The organism is Halomonas sp. A020 (assembly GCF_027943625.1).
Lineage (GTDB): Bacteria > Pseudomonadota > Gammaproteobacteria > Pseudomonadales > Halomonadaceae > Vreelandella > Vreelandella piezotolerans.
Genome location: NZ_AP022850.1, coordinates 894,540 through 909,531, shown reverse-complemented (window position 1 = coordinate 909,531; position 14,992 = coordinate 894,540). Strand labels below are relative to the sequence as shown.

Here is a 14,992-nt window from a genome sequence, read left to right as displayed (position 1 = left end):
TTAGTTATTTGTTGCATGGTTGTTTTGAAGCCTCTCTATTAATAATAACGTCATCATTATTTGAAGCATTGATGCTGCTTCGATTATCTCATGATGTTGTTGTACTAGAGGTTAGTGTAAAAGCCGACGAACTATAGGGGGCTTATGTGAACGTTAAATGTACAAAAAGGTTCAACAGGCGGCTTGCTTGGCTTATTTTCTTAGGTGCTGTGAGCAGTGTTTGGGGAGTAAGCGCTAAAAGCTCTGATTATGTATATCGCCCTAATAACCCCTCCTTCGGTGGCGATGCGTTCAATTCAGCCCACCTGATTGGCCTGGCCGAACGACAGAATAAACACAAAGAGACCGGCTCATCGGCAGCCTCTCGGTATAGCAATAGCCCTGCAGACCAGTTCGTACGTCAACTCCAGAGTCGCATGCTGAGCAGTCTTTCACAGCAAGTTAATGAAGCCATTTTTGGTGAGAACGCTGCTGAAGAGGGCCGCATTGTTTTCGGTGAGCAGGTGATTTCTTTCAGTCGTGGCCTCGAGGGCGTTCATCTTGTGATCGAGAACACCACAGATGGCAGCCAGACAGAAGTGACCGTTCCAACACTACAAGTGCAGTAATGATAAAAAGCAGCAGCGCCCAGTGAGCCGCTTGGCGGCCTTGATTATTCAGCCAAGTACGAACAGGACGTTGACATGACGAAATTGCAACTGACACCAAATCTCATGCTGGTATTGGCGCTGACCGTTGCACTTGCTGGGTGTGCCTCTCCACAACGTTTGCAGCCCTTCACTCCTGAGACTCGTACGACGCCAAGTTTGGCCACACTTCCGCTTCCACCTGAGCCCGTTGTCGCTGCTGTTTATGATTTTCCTGATATGACCGGGCAGCATCGCGAAACGGAAGCCGGGGCGCCCCACTATTCAAAGGCAGTTTCCCAAGGTGGGGCGGCAGTCCTCATTCGCGCTCTCCAGGACGCAGGCGGGGGTAGGTGGTTTAGGGTGTTAGAGCGTAACCGGCTTTCCAGTGTGCTAACTGAGCGGCAGATTATTCGAGACCAGCGGCAAAGCTTTGCGGATGCAAACGGTAACCCGCTCCCTCCGCCATCTCCACTGCTCTATGCGGGCGTCATTTTAGAGGGCGGCATTATCGGTTACGACACCAATACGCTGACCGGCGGAGCAGGCGCACGCTTTCTCGGTATTGGCGCGAGTTCTAGATACCGTGAGGACGTGATCACTGTGTTTCTACGAGCGATTAGTAGTCAGACCGGAGAAGTATGGAGAACGGTGGTGGCCTCAAAACGCATTTATTCGGTACAAGCTCAAGGCGATGTATTTCGCTTCGTGGATGCCGATGAAATTCTCGAATTGGAAGCCGGCTTTTCTCGTAACGAACCACGTTTAGTCGCCCTGCGTGAGGCGGTTGAGCAAGCCGTCCATGCCATGATTATGGAAGGCTCTGAGCGGGGGCTATGGAGTTTCGCTAACGCGGCAGAGGGGGCGGCAGCCCTGGCCGCCTATCGTGATAGGCAAGGCGAGTTGGTGCAATAAGTTCTAAGGCCCAACAGATAACGCTATGGCTAGCATGGCCATGTAAAGGTGATGGCTCGGCTCACCTCTGGCGGTCTCGCAACAGGCAGTCAACAAACCGCTGGAGCTAAAGAATTGGGCGTGACGGACCACCTTGGCGGGATGTACCCCGTCACACCCAGGCTGGTTGCGGCATAGGCCGTAACCAAATCCAAGTCCCAAGGGACACTACAATGGTGAGGTGTATCATGAAATTTAACAAGTCACTAATGGCAGCCAGCATCGCAGCAGCCTTCACCGTGGTTTCAGGTGCGGCTTTTGCAGATGACAACCTCGCTGACATTATGCAGCAAGGTAATCTCAACACCGCAGATCAACAGCAAGACGGTAACGCAAACGTAGCGGACATTGAACAGATAGGCTCTGGTGCGGCTGCTTCCTTCAATAATACGGCTGAACAAGACCAGGTAGGCGATAGTAATGATGCGTCTATCCAACAAAATAGTGATGCGACTGGCTTTTTGACAGGTGCAATCACCTCCTTCAATACGGCCACGCAATCGCAAACGGGTAACGATAACGATGCGATGATTGAGCAGAACTCCAGCGCAGAAGGGCTTTTTTCTGGGGCTCTTACTACTCTCAACACTGCCAGCCAGACCCAAACGGGTGATACCAATATGGCCAGCATCACTCAGGTAAGTGACGCTGGCTCGTTAAGTGTTGAAGTTACGTATGGTAATACGGCTACGCAAGAACAAGTGGGCGACTGGAACGAGGCAACGGCTAACCAGGCGGGCTATGGGAACGTGTCAGAGCAGTTCCAGCAAGGTGATAGCAACGTCTCGACCGTTATGCAGTATGGGCTCGATAACTCGGCTTACGTAAGTCAGTATGGCGACGGTAATACAGCCACTGTAGGCCAAGAGGGTTCTTACCACGTGGCGACGCTCACACAAACGGGCAATGGCAACACTGGCTCTATTTCTCAGTATCAATCCAGCAATACCGCGACGATGATGCAAACGGGCAATAACAACACGGGTACTCAAGTACAGTATTAAAAGACGCAAAAAGGCGGTGGCAATATCGCATTCGCCACTACGGGAGGGGCTCATGTTCCTCCCGTAGCGTAGCGCGGAGGTTGTTGGGTGAGGAGAGTGCCGATGAGCCCCAAGACACAGATGATAGCCAGTACACTCCTTTTTATTATGGCAAGTGTCGTGGCGCAGGCCGATACCCATCTGGCATATATCGAACAGGTCGGAGACAACCATAATGCCCGGATGATACAGGCAGGCATTGGCTTGAAGGCATCGCTCTATCAAGAGGGTGATAGCAGTCGTGCACAGTTCCAACAGCTAGGCGACCATCATACGATTCTTGGACTTGATGATGGCCCAGCTTTACAGTCTGGATATGCGAATTGGATGCTAATTGACCAAACAGGGGAGCGTAATCAAGCTTTTGTAAGTCAACAAGGCTTGGAAAACGCGATGTCGATTACTCAGCATGGTAATGGCAACCTAACAGCGGTTGGGCAGTTTGGTAATTTCAATACAGCGGATATACAACAATATGGTAACAGCAACACTGCGAACCTGCAGCAGACGGGTAACGCAAACCAAACCAACATCATCCAAATGGGAGAGAGTAGGCTACAGCTTAGCCAAGAAGGAGGGCTGCATATTCCTGAAATCGTACAGCATGCGAGCGACGTTATCGTCCAGCAATGGTCTGCATATTAAGCGCACATACTCACGCCCAACATAACGAAAAGAGACGAACGCAATGCCATCACCGAATCGGCAGCGCGGCGTGTGGCTGGGGCTCTGTTTAGGGCTGTTGGGATTGATCGTCATTGGCAGTATGTGGACGAGCGGCGCGGCAGCGCTGCCGCACGTGCTGGCAGCGCTGACCGTGTTGATTCCGCTCACCCTGTTTGGCGTCGTCCTAAAAAGCCCCTGGCCCGCCGTCGGGGCGCTCGCGCTGCTGCTGGTCATCGACGTGACCCTGCGCTTAGGCTGACTTGGACGCTGCCAGCGTATAGAGAAACTCCAAGCCCAGCGTTGCGGCGGCCAGCGAGGTAATGTCGCCGTGGTCGTAGGCCGGGTTCACTTCCACGAGATCCATGCCCACCAGCTCCATCCCCACCATACCGCGCATCACTTTCAGCATCAGATCGGTGGACATGCCGCCGCATACCGGCGTGCCGGTGCCCGGTGCGAAGGCGGGGTCCAGGCCGTCGATATCCAGCGTGACATACGCCGGGTGGTGACCCACTCGCGCACGAATCCGCTCCAGCACCGCCGCCGGGCCGTGGTCGTTCACCCAGTCGGCATCCAGCACTTCGTAGGGGTGGTTGCTCCGGTCATAGCTGGTACGAATACCGATTTGCAGCGAGTGCTCCGGCACGACCAAGCCTTCTTTGAGGGCATGGTGAAAAATGGTGCCGTGATCGAAGCGCGTGCCTTGCTCGTAGGTGTCGGTGTGGGCATCAAAGTGAATCAATGCCAGCGGGCCGTGCTCGCGGGCGTGAGCGCGCAGCAGCGGCAGGCTGATGTAGTGGTCGCCGCCCAGCGTCAGCATTTTCTTGCCCGCTTTCAACCAACGCATGGCGTGAGTTTCCAGGTTATCGACTAGGCTTTCCGGTTCACCGTAGGCGTAATCCAGGTTACCGGCATCGCATACCCGCAGGCGATCTTCCAGCGCGAAATTCCACGGCCAGCGCTTGCCCTCCCAAATCAGGTTGGCGGTGCTTTGGCGAATCGCGTTCGGCCCCATACGGGTGCCGGAACGGCCGGAGCATGCGAGGTCGAACGGCACGCCGCTGACCACCACCTCGGCATCGGTGGCGTTCGGGTCGGTGGCTTTGGGCACGCCCATGAACGTGGAGATAACATCACCAAACAGGCTGGGCATGATCTGCGCTGGGGTCACCTAATGGGTTCTCCTATCGTCGTGTATCTGGAAAAGTGGTGGGCTCGAAGAAGCGCGACGATAAGGAAGTTTTCGCGATGAATGAAATGAATGTTTAGAATGAAATCATTCATCATATGAATAGTTAGGCGCTATGCGATCACTCCGCCATTTTGACCTGAACTTGCTGCTGGTCTTCGAGATGCTCATGCGCGAGCGCCACGTCACCCGTGCCGCCGAAAAGCTCCATCTCAGCCAGCCAGCGCTCAGCCATGCGCTCAAACGACTGCGAGAAGCGCTCGACGATCCGCTGCTGGTGCGCACCGAGCAGGGCCTGCAGCCGACGCCCCGCGCCATGGCGCTGCTGCCGGTGGTGCAGCAGGCGCTGGCGGCGCTGCAAGCGGGCTTGGCTCCACCCGCCACGTTCGCGCCCGCCACCAGCACCCGGCGCTTTACCCTGGCGACCACCGACTACTTCGAAGAGGTGATGTACCCGGCATTTTTGAGCCAGCTGCTGGGCTATGCGCCCGGCATCAGTTTTTCCATCGAGCTGATTACGCCGGAGGTGCTGAGTGAGGCGTTAGAGCAGCGCCAGGTGGATATGGTGGTTGGTTTGGACAGCCAGTCATCGCTGCCCAATGGCGTGGTGCAAACGCCCTGGATGCACGAAGAGCTGGTGTGTCTGGCGGCCCAGCACAATCCTCACGTGGGGGACGCGCTGGCGCTGGAGGCATTTGCTCGCCAGCTCCACGTCGAGCTTGCCGATATCAGCGGCCTGCTGCCCAGCCGTATCGAAAACTGCCTGGCTCAGCACGGCCTGAATCGCCGCGTGATATCGAAGAACCTCAACTACATCGCCGCCGCGCGGGTCGTCGCGCTGACCGATGCGATCATCACCTTGCCGCGCCAAATGGCCGAGCGCTTCGTCGCTATGCTGCCCGTGCGCATAGTGGCGCCGCCGGTAGAGCTTCCCGAATTGACCATGACGCTGATCCAGCACACCCTCTACGCCAACGCGCCTGCCAATGTCTGGCTTTACCAGGAGCTCACGGCGTTTGCGAAGAATGCCAGTCGTTAATTCATGGCGCTGTTTCGATATCAATATGTTGTAGAAATACAACTCAGTTGAAGCAAAGGTTGAATGGCCACTGGCAGGCTTGGCGTTAGATCCTAAACTGCTAGCTGGCGCGTTTTTTTGCGCCGCAACGAATTAAAGCAGCGCTCCATGATGCTAGCGATGATTGGCTAGGAGAGGGGCGGGCGCTGGACGCGGGACAACCAAGGGAGAAAGCGTGTGAAAATAGGCGCACCAAAAGAGAGTGCCCGGGGAGAAGCGCGGGTCGCGCTGACCCCTGAGAGCGCAAAGCATCTTCAAAAGTTGGGCCATGAGTGCCTCATCGAAACGGGTGCTGGCCTAGCCGCGGGATTCAATGACGACACCTATCGTGACGCTGGCGTGACCGTGATCGAGAGCGCCGACGCGCTGTGGCGCGACGCTGAAGTGGTCATCAAGGTTCGCGAACCCTCTGATGAAGAGGCCAAGCGGCTGCGCGAAGGTCAAACGCTGATCGCCTTTTTCTGGCCCGCGCAAAACGAAGCGCTGCTGGAAGCCTGCAAAGCCCAGGGGGCCACCGTGATCGCCATGGACATGGTGCCGCGTATCTCCCGGGCGCAGAAAATGGACGCGCTGTCGTCCATGGCCAACATTGCGGGCTACCGCGCGGTGATCGAGGCGGGCAATAACTTTGGCCGATTCTTCACCGGTCAGGTGACGGCGGCGGGCAAGGTGCCGCCTGCGAAAGTACTGGTGATCGGTGCCGGAGTGGCGGGCTTGGCGGCGATTGGCACGGCGGCGAGCCTGGGGGCCGTGGTGCGCGCCTTCGACGTACGGCCCGAGGTCTCCGAGCAGATCGAGTCCATGGGCGCCGAGTTCCTGTTCCTCGATTTCGAAGATAGCCAAGATGGTTCCGAAAGCGGGGGGTACGCGGCACCTTCGAGTCCTGAATTCCGCGAGAAGCAGCTGGAATGCTTCCGCGAGCAGGCCCCGGACGTGGATATCGTCATCACCACGGCGCTGATTCCCGGTAAGCCTGCGCCCAAGCTGTGGCTGGAAGACATGGTCGCGGCCATGAAGCCCGGTTCGGTGATCGTCGATTTGGCCGCCGAGAAGGGCGGTAACTGCGACCTGACTCAGCCTGACGAGCGCGTAGTGAGCGATAACGGCGTGGTGGTGATCGGCTACACCGACTTCCCCTCGCGCATGGCGACGCAAGCCTCACTGCTTTACGCTACCAACATTCGCCACATGCTCACCGATCTCACCCCCGAGAAAGACGGCGTGATCCATCACGACATGGACGACGACGTGATTCGGGGGGCCACGGTGACGCACCAAAGCGAGATTACTTTCCCACCGCCGCCGCCGAAGGTGAAAGCCATCGGCGCGGCCAAGCCGAAGAAAAAAGAGAAAGAGCCAACGCCTGAAGAGAAAAAGGCGGCCGAGCTTGCCGAATTCAAAGTGCAAACTAAGCGTCAGGTGAGCCTGCTGGCGATAGGTGGTGCGCTGATGCTGCTGCTCGGCTGGGTCGCCCCGGCCTCGTTCATGCAGCACTTCATCGTCTTCGTGCTGGCCTGCTTCATTGGCTTCCAGGTGATTTGGAAAGTGAGCCACTCGCTACATACGCCGCTGATGGCGGTGACCAACGCGATATCCGGCATCATCATCTTGGGGGCGATTCTGCAAATTGGCTCCGGCAGCGCGGTCGTTAGCGTGCTGGCGGGTATTTCCGTACTGATCGCGTCGATCAATATCGTGGGTGGCTTCCTGGTGACACGCCGGATGCTGGCCATGTTCCAAAAATCCTAAGCGGCGGAGAGACGATATGTTAGAGCAAGGATTCGTATCTGCCGCAGCGATTGCGGCCAGCGTGCTGTTCATTTTGTCGCTGGGCGGCCTAAGTAATCAGGAAAAGGCCAAGCGCGCCGTGTGGTACGGCATCGTCGGTATGGCGGTCGCGGTGTTTTTCACCGCGTTTGGCCCCGGTATCGGCGGCTACTGGTGGCTGATTCCGATGATGCTGATTGGCGCAGCCATTGGTGCTTACGTAGCGGGCAAGGTCGAGATGACCGAAATGCCCCAGCTCGTGGCCGCGCTGCACAGTTTCGTAGGCTTGGCGGCGGTGTTCGTGGCCTGGAGCGCGGACCTGGAGCGTCGCCGGGTGATGGCGGCCCGTGCCGCTGAGGCGTCGCTGGACCAGTTCTCTGCCTTTGCGGCGCTGGTGGCCACCAAGGCCCCCGACGAGCTGATGTTCCTGCAAATCGAGGTGGTGCTGGGTATCTTCATTGGCGCGGTGACGTTCACCGGCTCGGTGATTGCCTTCGGTAAGCTGGCGGGCAAGGTGGACGGTAAGCCCAAGCAGCTGCCCGGCGGCCATCTACTGAATGCGGGTGCCGCGGTAGTGTCGCTACTGCTGGCGATTCTCTACCTCAACGGCGCAGGCTTCTGGACGCTGCTGGTGATTGCGGCGCTGGCATTCTTCATTGGGTATCACCTGATCATGGGCATCGGCGGAGCGGATATGCCGGTGGTGGTCTCGATGCTCAACAGCTACTCCGGCTGGGCGGCGGCGGCGATTGGTTTCACGCTTTCCAACGACCTGTTGATCGTGACCGGTGCGCTGGTGGGCTCCTCCGGGGCGATTCTCTCTTACATCATGTGTAAGGCGATGAACCGCAATTTCGTCAGCGTGATTCTCGGTGGTTTTGGGGGTTCTCAAGGGCCTGCCGCGGAAATCGAAGGCGAGCAGGTCTCCATCGACGCCAATGGCGTCGCTACCGCACTGAACGATGCCGATAGCATCATCATCGTACCGGGCTACGGCATGGCGGTGGCGCAGGCGCAAACCGCGGTCAGCGATCTCGTTCGCAAGCTGCGCGCGGCGGGTAAGACCGTACGTTTCGGTATCCACCCGGTGGCCGGGCGCTTGCCGGGGCATATGAACGTGCTGTTGGCGGAAGCCAAGGTGCCCTACGATATCGTGCTGGAAATGGACGAGATCAACGACGATTTCGCCACGACCGACGTGGTCATCGTCATCGGCTCCAACGACATCGTGAACCCTGCCGCCGAAGAGGACCCCAACAGCCCCATCGCGGGCATGCCGGTGCTCAAAGTGTGGGAAGCGAAGCAGGTCTTCGTCAGTAAGCGTGGTCAAGGCACCGGCTACTCGGGTATCGAGAACCCGCTGTTCTTCAAGGAGAACACCCGGATGTTCTACGGTGATGCTCGCGAAAGCCTGAATGCGCTGCTACCACTGGTGGATTGAGCCTGTAAGTACGGATGTGTAGGACTCGACGAGTGAGCAGTTGCTCGTCGTTCGCCGGGGGAGCCAATGGCTCCCCCGGTTTTTTCCGTCTACGTATCGCTCTCTTCGCCGGTCACTTGCCGCCAGGAGCGACGCCCCAAGTGATCATCGCTAAAACCAATCGTGATGGAGCCATCGCCATTCGGTGAAGCGTTCGTATCCTCTGGATTGCCCACGAAGAGACGTTCGATCTCCCCGTCATTCACGCTCACCAAGCGCTCGCCGGTGCCCGCTTGTAAACCGGTGATGGCGTCACCGTTGATGGTGGCGTCGCTGTCTGGCCGTCCATCACCGTTGAAGTCGAAAGCGGTCGAACCGCCACTTCCGCCGGTATCGGCCAGTAGCGACATGAAGAACCCGCTGCGTCCACCGCCGCAGGGGTCGGATTCATCGGGAAGCAGCGTCGAGAAGCGCACCCGCCGTGGGAGGCTGGTTGAGATCGACGGGGCGGCGATCACGCGCTCTCCAGCAGGTAGCTCCAAGCGCCATCCCACGTCGCTACTGTCAGGGGCGAAGTTGGTGCTGGCGCGGCGGTTAAAGCCACTCTGTGAGTTTTCACCCGTAATGCGTTGAAGCAGTAGATCGCTTTGAGTAATGGTCGAGCTGCGACTCACTTGGTCTCGCAGGCCAATGAGCTGCTGTATCGAAGCGTCACCAATGTCGCCGTTGCGGAAATAGCTGCCGGTGCCGAAGGAGACCAGTAGCGTATCCGGCGAGCCGCTACTCAGCGTGACGGCGGGGGCTGATGTGATGGGCTGGCTAGCGCTGCCTTGATATAGCTGGTTAACGGTGCCACTGCCGGTTAACGAGAAGCGCCACATATTGCCTGCCAAGTCGCCCGCGTAGGCAAAGCGTGCGCCGTTATAGCTCGGCCAAGCAGTGACGGTGGGGGTGGCCAATCCGTTGGGAGTATCCGTGTTGCCTACGCCTGTCTTTATTTGCTTGATCAACTCACCGGTAGCAAGGTTCACTACGAAAAGTGACGCTTGGTAGCCCATACTGTTATAGCCGTTACCAAAAATGGCGGCCCAGGTGCCGTCGGTCAGTTGCGTGATCGTGGGTTGAGAAACCCCCGTGCCCAACTCGGGATGGCGAAACTCCCAAAGCACGTCAGCAGCGCTCATGTTGCTGGGGTTGCTCACATCGATTGCAAACACCGTCCGCCCACCCGCGCCCATGGTGCCGACGGCCGCGGCAGTCGGGCCACCAGAGATGTTCACTTCCCGCACAGCAGGTGTGCCATCCATGAAGTAGCGATGGCTATAGTCAGGCTGCATCAATGAGCGAATGGCGGGCGCCTCGCCTTGGGTCAACTCAGCGGGTAAAAAGCCAAACAGTTCCCGACCGGTCTCCGCGTTAAAGCCGTGCAGCATGCCGTCGTTGGCGGCCACCAGCAGGAGCGGCATACGCTCATCAGTCCCCTTTAAGAACACCGGGTTGGCGTTGATGATATCGCCCAGCAGCGATTGGCGTGGCCGCAGCCCCTGCACGTCTTCGCCCTGTAGCCAGCGCACTTCGGTACTGGTTAAGCCGCTGTTGTCGGCACTTAGTATAACGCCGCTCCGGGTACCGCTCTCCAGCCGTCGATAGGTCAATAACCGCCGATTGCCTGCTTGCTCGGCGAGCTCGGTTTCAGCATTCCAGCGTTCGCTACGAGTACCATCGGCTTGGATCACCGAAGCGGCTAAACGCCCTGACCAGTCGTCACTGCGAAAGCCTGCGGTATAGAGCAAGTTGCCATCTTCAAGACCAAATTCGTCGCCATTGACCGCCGCGGAGGTATTGGACTGAGAGGCGGCGATGATATTGCCCAGCACCTGCTGCATGACCTGGTTCAACGAGGCTTCATCGTTGGCAAAGTACGCGCGATCGGTACCCCCTGCGCGGGCAAGATCGCCGAGTGGGTCGTCGGAGACGTTGGGTAAATTGGCGATATCCGGCGGTAGGTTAAAGCCCACCACATAGGTTCTTACCGGGTTAGGCAGCTGTGCATTGGTATCGTCGTATAGCCGTTTAATGGCCGCTTCGGCGCTGGCTAAAGCGCCGCTAACATTGTTGCCTAGTGAGTTGCCGAAGCGGTCTACCGACGGCAAACCATCGGTTAGCCAAATATTGGCATTCACTAAGCACTGCTGCGCATCGGGGTTATTGATGTTGGGAATCGCTATACCCGCACGGCGTCCCTGATTGGGGCCGAACGCGCTGCTGCTCGTGTTCAAAAAGTAGTCGCGGGCGGTATACATCGTGCCTTCGATAGGGGTCAAACCTGTCGCCAGCAGTGGCCAAGAAGGATCCGTCATGGGGTTACCGCTACCGTTCCACTCATGGCGCTGGGCACCCAGTTTTGTCTCGATGGCACTCCAATGGGCACTGTTTACCGTGCCATCGTTATTGAGCCCTCCAATGGGAACATGCAGATAGCCTAGTCCCGGTGATGATGTCGTCCGCCACTCCCATTGGTTGAGTTGTATGGAGGCTGTGTGCGCCCCCCAGTTTGGTATGCCCCGTTGGCGAAGACTGTCCACCAGCGGCAGCGTAAAATTTGAGCGAACCGGGTTGCTGTAAGAGACACCATCGCCAATAGCTGGAGAGCTTGAAAAACCTGTGGTCAGTCCACGAAAGCGTTCTGAAAGCTGATCGGATGTGGTGGTTGGGTTGGATATCCGACGCCAGTACTCAGTGACGTCATTGCGTGGTAAGCCAGACGTGAAGTTTTCCTCAAACATGTAGCCAGGTACACCAACATTGAAAAACGTGTAGATGTCGGTGTTCGGGAGCCGTGCTCTGTAACGTTTGGTGCTAGCGTTCCAGGCTCCGTCGAAGCTTGGGTCGTACCAGCTTGGGTTAGCGTTGCTGGAGTACCGTGCGGCCAAAGCACGTTCTGTTAAGCGCCAGACGACTGTATTGCCGCTAAAAGCCGCGTCTCGGGTGAGCGAGGCGGGGTTCTGCTGGTATGCCATCAACCCAAGATTTAATTCGCCTCGGTAGCGCTCAATGAGATCACGTCCCACGCGCTTCATAATGCTGGATTTACTGAGGGGTGAACGAGCACCTGCTGGACATTGAGAGGCATTGAACGTGTTGGGTTGGCAGGCGGCTAGGTTCTCCCTATCGCCTGCGTTGTTGCCTACGGCGACACGGCCATCTAGGCCTTCTTGTCCACTCTCTGAGTTATCCAGAATCAATAACACGTTAGGTGGCACACGGCTGACCACGTTCAACGGAGCAGGGGAGAGTCCCGTTTGGTCGTTTGGGATGTCGTAATCTTCATCGACGAGCTCATCGCCTCCGCCTCCTATGGGGGGCTCAGGATCAGGCTCCTCCGGCGTTGGATCAGGATCATCGTCTCCTAGATCGACCTCCTGATCCGGGTCGTAATCAGGTGGTGGCGGAGGAGAAAAACCCAGCACGGGCGCACTCGTGGCGATCAACATTACGAACACAGTGCATACAAAAAGTGTCAGGGCGGATCTTTGTATCATGGCACGATGACCTCCACTGGCTGCTGGCGAACGTAGAGGGCCTCGAGCGTGACACGGGTATCTTCACCACGGCCAAAGCCTTGAGTTTCGATCCGATAAAGCATTTCGACCGCCTCCGTCCCGTCGTTGTTGGTCAGTGATCCTAGCGGTGCCAGCGTCTGGATGCGGTAGCGTGGGTTACGGGTGAGTTCTTCCATCGCCATGTCGTGGTTACGCCATCCATTGCCAGGCGGGGCGCCGTTTTGAAGCAGCGTTTCGGCTTCGCTCAGTGCGGCCTCTGCTGCTTGAAAGGCAACACCGTAGTCGCGCTGGCTCGAGGCCATACGGTCTTGAGTGATCGCTCCTTGCATGGAAGAGAGGCTCAACATGGTGACGATGGCAAGGAAAATCAGGCTCAACACGAGCGCCATTCCTCGCTGATGCGTCAATGCGTGGCTCTGCATGCTAACGATTCCTCAAAGCGATGGTCGTCGTGAAGGCTTGATAAATCCGTCCGTTGCCGCCGGTGAAAGCGTTGTCTCCTCGAAAATTGCCGATCGCCAGCGTGGTGTCGGCATTCCGTAGATTGGGACGGTCACTTTGTACGATGAGCGTGATGCGCGCCGCCCTGACATCGGGCCACTCTGCCTCATCGATCTCGTCGGGTGGTATGTAGGCGCCGTCGAGCAGAAAGGACGTTCGCATCGCCACCACATGGCTGGCCACGACCTCATTACGAGGCGTCGTTTGGCTCACATCCAAGCGCATCAACGAGGGCACATTCGCGTTATTGGCATCTCGGCCAATGTAGTAAAGGGCGCTGTTCAAGGCACTCAGCGATACGGTTTGGCCCGCAGCATAGGTAATATCGCTCGCCTCTCCCCATTCGCTTTCGCTTGGGTCGACGTTGCCCTGCCAGCCTGCCGCCGCGCTTTTCTGCAGGGTGCGGGCGTCACTCGTGGTGTTATAGAAAATATCGCAATTCAGCAGGCCCTGAAGCAGCACCAATCGTTGATGAAAGGCGCTATCGGTCTCTCGATTCAAGGTGAGTCGTTGGCTGCTATCGATCGCGGCAATTTCCAACGACGTATCGATAAACCCCGTCCGGGCAAGGAGACCGCCACGAAACGCGAGCACATGCTGCTCGTCGAGGGGTGTGACCAAGCTGGCCGTAAAATCATGGTTGTTGGGTGTGTCCCATGCTTGCAACGGTAAGGGGAGGCTGCTGGCATCGGCCATATTGCGCATATGGACGGTCGTCTGTGGTAGCGCACAGCCACCGCTATAGTCCACCTGACGTAGCTCGCGGGCCATCGTATCCAGCGCGAAGCGACCAGTGTCCTGCATGTCGGCCAGTGCGGTTTGAAAACGGTAGCTTTGCTGAGAGGAGATGAAGAGTTGGGTTGCCCCAGCCATGACCAGTAGCCCAATGACCATGGCGACTAACAGCTCCACCAGCGTAAAGCCTGCTTGAGTCGTTCGAGGTTTGCCTCTGCCCACGCTATAGCTCCGACGCTAATTGTACTTGCCGAATATCGTTGGGCGACGTGGCGTCCTCCCATCGCACGGTGACGCTAATACGCCGATTGTCGATCTCGATGCCGCCTACGCCGCCAGGGAGCATGGTACTCACATCCGCGACCCACTCGGCTTGATCAGTCGCGGGCAATCCGCTGCCGTCGACCTCTCCGCCTAACGTGAGCGCATAGTCGGCTGCTTGCTCACGGTTGGCGCGAATGCGATCCAGCATGTCCTGGGCCATGTTGGTGGCCTGAGTCTCGAAATAGGCAGCACGGTTATGCACCAGCGACTGGGTTTGCAAGCCAAGCACACCCAATAGGCCAATCGACAGCACCAGTAGCGCAATCAATGACTCCAGCAGTGAGATACCCCGTTGTCGTGTTGGCATGGCGTGGCTCGCTAATGAATTAGTCGCAGGCTTGACGATTAGTGAGTACTCGGGAAATGCCGCTCGGCTCGATACGCACGCAGCGGCCTATCTCATTCAGCGTGACGGAGACGCGCTGGGAAGCAAAGGCTGCCGACACCAGGCGCCCTTGACTGTTGAACGTAAAACGCTCGGGCGCATTCGCAATCGTAATGTCGTCTACCTCCTGCGCCCAGCGACGTAGCACCACCTCATCGGCCTGCACTACCCAGCCGTTATCCCAACCTTCGGCCACGGGGAGTAAGTCGACGGACTGATTGCGTCGCACGGCTTCACTACGGGCAAAGCTCAGCGCAATTTTATAGTCGTTGGTGGTCGTCACGACGCGGTTTTCTTGAATGATCCTAGCAAAATTGGGTATCGCAATGGTGGCCAGCGTAGCGAATAGCGCCAGGGCCACCAAAAGTTCCAGCAGGGTAAAGCCATGTGCGGAACGTCTAGCCGTCAGCATGAGGGATTACTCTGCGCAAGCACATCAAGAGAAGTGCTGTGGCTGGCGTGTCTAGTCACGGTAATGCCCGGGTCGGCTGAATTCATTATATCGATATTTGATTTTGTGGTAGGAAAGTATAGCGTTTATAACATACGGCATGGGTGCAACAAGGCAACACGCCCTGCGGATATTCGACATACGCGTTCATTAAAGTCGCGCTATGCTCGAAAGGCGCGTCAGCATAAAGCTCTATCGACAAGAGGGAGGATATTTCCAATAGCCGAGAGCTATTACATTGGTCGTAAAATGCAAATTGTGGCTATTGCAAAGGTGCTTTAAAACTGTGG

At 57.3% G+C, this 14,992-nt stretch carries 14 protein-coding genes; 8 read left to right on the top strand and 6 right to left on the bottom strand.

Features of this window, described 5'->3' with window-relative positions; translation table 11 throughout:
* Positions 1–146: 146 nt before the first annotated feature.
* From FRH_RS04170 to FRH_RS04150, 5 genes are all read left to right on the top strand, one after another.
* Entirely contained in the window at positions 147–608 is a 462-nt protein-coding gene (locus tag FRH_RS04170) for a curli assembly protein CsgF (protein ID WP_196781567.1), read from the top strand.
* A 75-nt stretch (positions 609–683) separates the two neighbouring features.
* The gene (locus tag FRH_RS04165; protein WP_281997854.1) at positions 684–1,541 is read left to right on the top strand and encodes a CsgG/HfaB family protein; all 858 of its coding nucleotides are present in this window, start codon (positions 684–686) and stop codon (positions 1,539–1,541) included.
* A gap of 227 nt (positions 1,542–1,768) precedes the next feature.
* Entirely contained in the window at positions 1,769–2,584 is an 816-nt protein-coding gene (locus tag FRH_RS04160) for a hypothetical protein (protein WP_281997853.1), read from the top strand.
* 102 nt (positions 2,585–2,686) lie between these two features.
* Positions 2,687–3,268, top strand: coding sequence for a hypothetical protein (locus FRH_RS04155; protein WP_281997852.1), 582 nt, complete (start codon positions 2,687–2,689; stop codon positions 3,266–3,268).
* Positions 3,269–3,311: 43 nt separating this feature from the next.
* Positions 3,312–3,548, top strand: a complete 237-nt coding sequence (locus tag FRH_RS04150; protein WP_281997851.1) for a hypothetical protein — start codon at positions 3,312–3,314, stop codon at positions 3,546–3,548.
* On the opposite strand, the gene speB is transcribed toward FRH_RS04150, so the two are convergent.
* On the bottom strand, positions 3,540–4,442 hold the full coding sequence (gene speB / locus FRH_RS04145; protein WP_139526231.1) for an agmatinase: 903 nt from the start codon (positions 4,440–4,442) through the stop codon (positions 3,540–3,542). The genes FRH_RS04150 and speB overlap by 9 nt on opposite strands.
* Before the next feature lie 151 nt (positions 4,443–4,593).
* Between speB and FRH_RS04140 the strand changes: the two genes are divergently transcribed.
* From FRH_RS04140 to FRH_RS04130, 3 genes are all read left to right on the top strand, one after another.
* The gene (locus tag FRH_RS04140) at positions 4,594–5,517 is read left to right on the top strand and encodes a LysR family transcriptional regulator (protein WP_281997850.1); all 924 of its coding nucleotides are present in this window, start codon (positions 4,594–4,596) and stop codon (positions 5,515–5,517) included.
* Between the two features lie 216 nt (positions 5,518–5,733).
* Positions 5,734–7,305, top strand: a complete 1,572-nt coding sequence (locus FRH_RS04135) for a Re/Si-specific NAD(P)(+) transhydrogenase subunit alpha (RefSeq protein WP_281997849.1) — start codon at positions 5,734–5,736, stop codon at positions 7,303–7,305.
* A gap of 16 nt (positions 7,306–7,321) precedes the next feature.
* A complete protein-coding gene (locus tag FRH_RS04130; protein WP_281997848.1) occupies positions 7,322–8,764 on the top strand; it encodes an NAD(P)(+) transhydrogenase (Re/Si-specific) subunit beta in 1,443 nt (480 codons plus the stop codon).
* Between the two features lie 89 nt (positions 8,765–8,853).
* Here the strand turns inward: FRH_RS04130 and FRH_RS04125 are convergent, their stop codons facing one another.
* Genes FRH_RS04125 through FRH_RS04105 form a run of 5 tightly spaced genes read right to left on the bottom strand, consistent with a single transcriptional unit; the run spans position 8,854 to position 14,663 of the window.
* Complete coding sequence (locus FRH_RS04125) at positions 8,854–12,237, bottom strand: PilC/PilY family type IV pilus protein (protein WP_281997847.1); 3,384 nt, start codon at positions 12,235–12,237, stop codon at positions 8,854–8,856.
* A 44-nt stretch (positions 12,238–12,281) separates the two neighbouring features.
* On the bottom strand, positions 12,282–12,728 hold the full coding sequence (locus tag FRH_RS04120) for a PilX N-terminal domain-containing pilus assembly protein (protein ID WP_153842938.1): 447 nt from the start codon (positions 12,726–12,728) through the stop codon (positions 12,282–12,284).
* A gap of 1 nt (position 12,729) precedes the next feature.
* Positions 12,730–13,764: a PilW family protein gene (locus tag FRH_RS04115; protein WP_239297186.1), complete on the bottom strand. Its 1,035-nt coding sequence runs from the start codon at positions 13,762–13,764 to the stop codon at positions 12,730–12,732.
* 1 nt (position 13,765) lies between these two features.
* Positions 13,766–14,173, bottom strand: coding sequence for a type IV pilus modification protein PilV (gene pilV, locus FRH_RS04110; RefSeq protein ID WP_139525895.1), 408 nt, complete (start codon positions 14,171–14,173; stop codon positions 13,766–13,768).
* Positions 14,174–14,192: 19 nt separating this feature from the next.
* Complete coding sequence (locus tag FRH_RS04105; RefSeq protein ID WP_239297184.1) at positions 14,193–14,663, bottom strand: GspH/FimT family protein; 471 nt, start codon at positions 14,661–14,663, stop codon at positions 14,193–14,195.
* Positions 14,664–14,992 lie beyond the last annotated feature (329 nt).

What these genes read in the sequence shown, in the direction of transcription:
- FRH_RS04125 (WP_281997847.1), bottom strand. Translation starts at nt 12,237, where the DNA reads ATGTTGATCGCCACGAGTGCGCCCGTGCTGGGTTTTTCTCCTCCGCCA.
- FRH_RS04160 (WP_281997853.1), top strand. Translation starts at nt 1,769, where the DNA reads ATGAAATTTAACAAGTCACTAATGGCAGCCAGCATCGCAGCAGCCTTC.
- FRH_RS04140 (WP_281997850.1), top strand. Translation starts at nt 4,594, where the DNA reads ATGCGATCACTCCGCCATTTTGACCTGAACTTGCTGCTGGTCTTCGAG.
- FRH_RS04105 (WP_239297184.1), bottom strand. Translation starts at nt 14,663, where the DNA reads ATGCTGACGGCTAGACGTTCCGCACATGGCTTTACCCTGCTGGAACTT.
- FRH_RS04120 (WP_153842938.1), bottom strand. Translation starts at nt 12,728, where the DNA reads ATGCAGAGCCACGCATTGACGCATCAGCGAGGAATGGCGCTCGTGTTG.
- pilV (WP_139525895.1), bottom strand. Translation starts at nt 14,173, where the DNA reads ATGCCAACACGACAACGGGGTATCTCACTGCTGGAGTCATTGATTGCG.
- FRH_RS04150 (WP_281997851.1), top strand. Translation starts at nt 3,312, where the DNA reads ATGCCATCACCGAATCGGCAGCGCGGCGTGTGGCTGGGGCTCTGTTTA.
- FRH_RS04130 (WP_281997848.1), top strand. Translation starts at nt 7,322, where the DNA reads ATGTTAGAGCAAGGATTCGTATCTGCCGCAGCGATTGCGGCCAGCGTG.
- FRH_RS04165 (WP_281997854.1), top strand. Translation starts at nt 684, where the DNA reads ATGACGAAATTGCAACTGACACCAAATCTCATGCTGGTATTGGCGCTG.
- FRH_RS04155 (WP_281997852.1), top strand. Translation starts at nt 2,687, where the DNA reads ATGAGCCCCAAGACACAGATGATAGCCAGTACACTCCTTTTTATTATG.
- speB (WP_139526231.1), bottom strand. Translation starts at nt 4,442, where the DNA reads ATGCCCAGCCTGTTTGGTGATGTTATCTCCACGTTCATGGGCGTGCCC.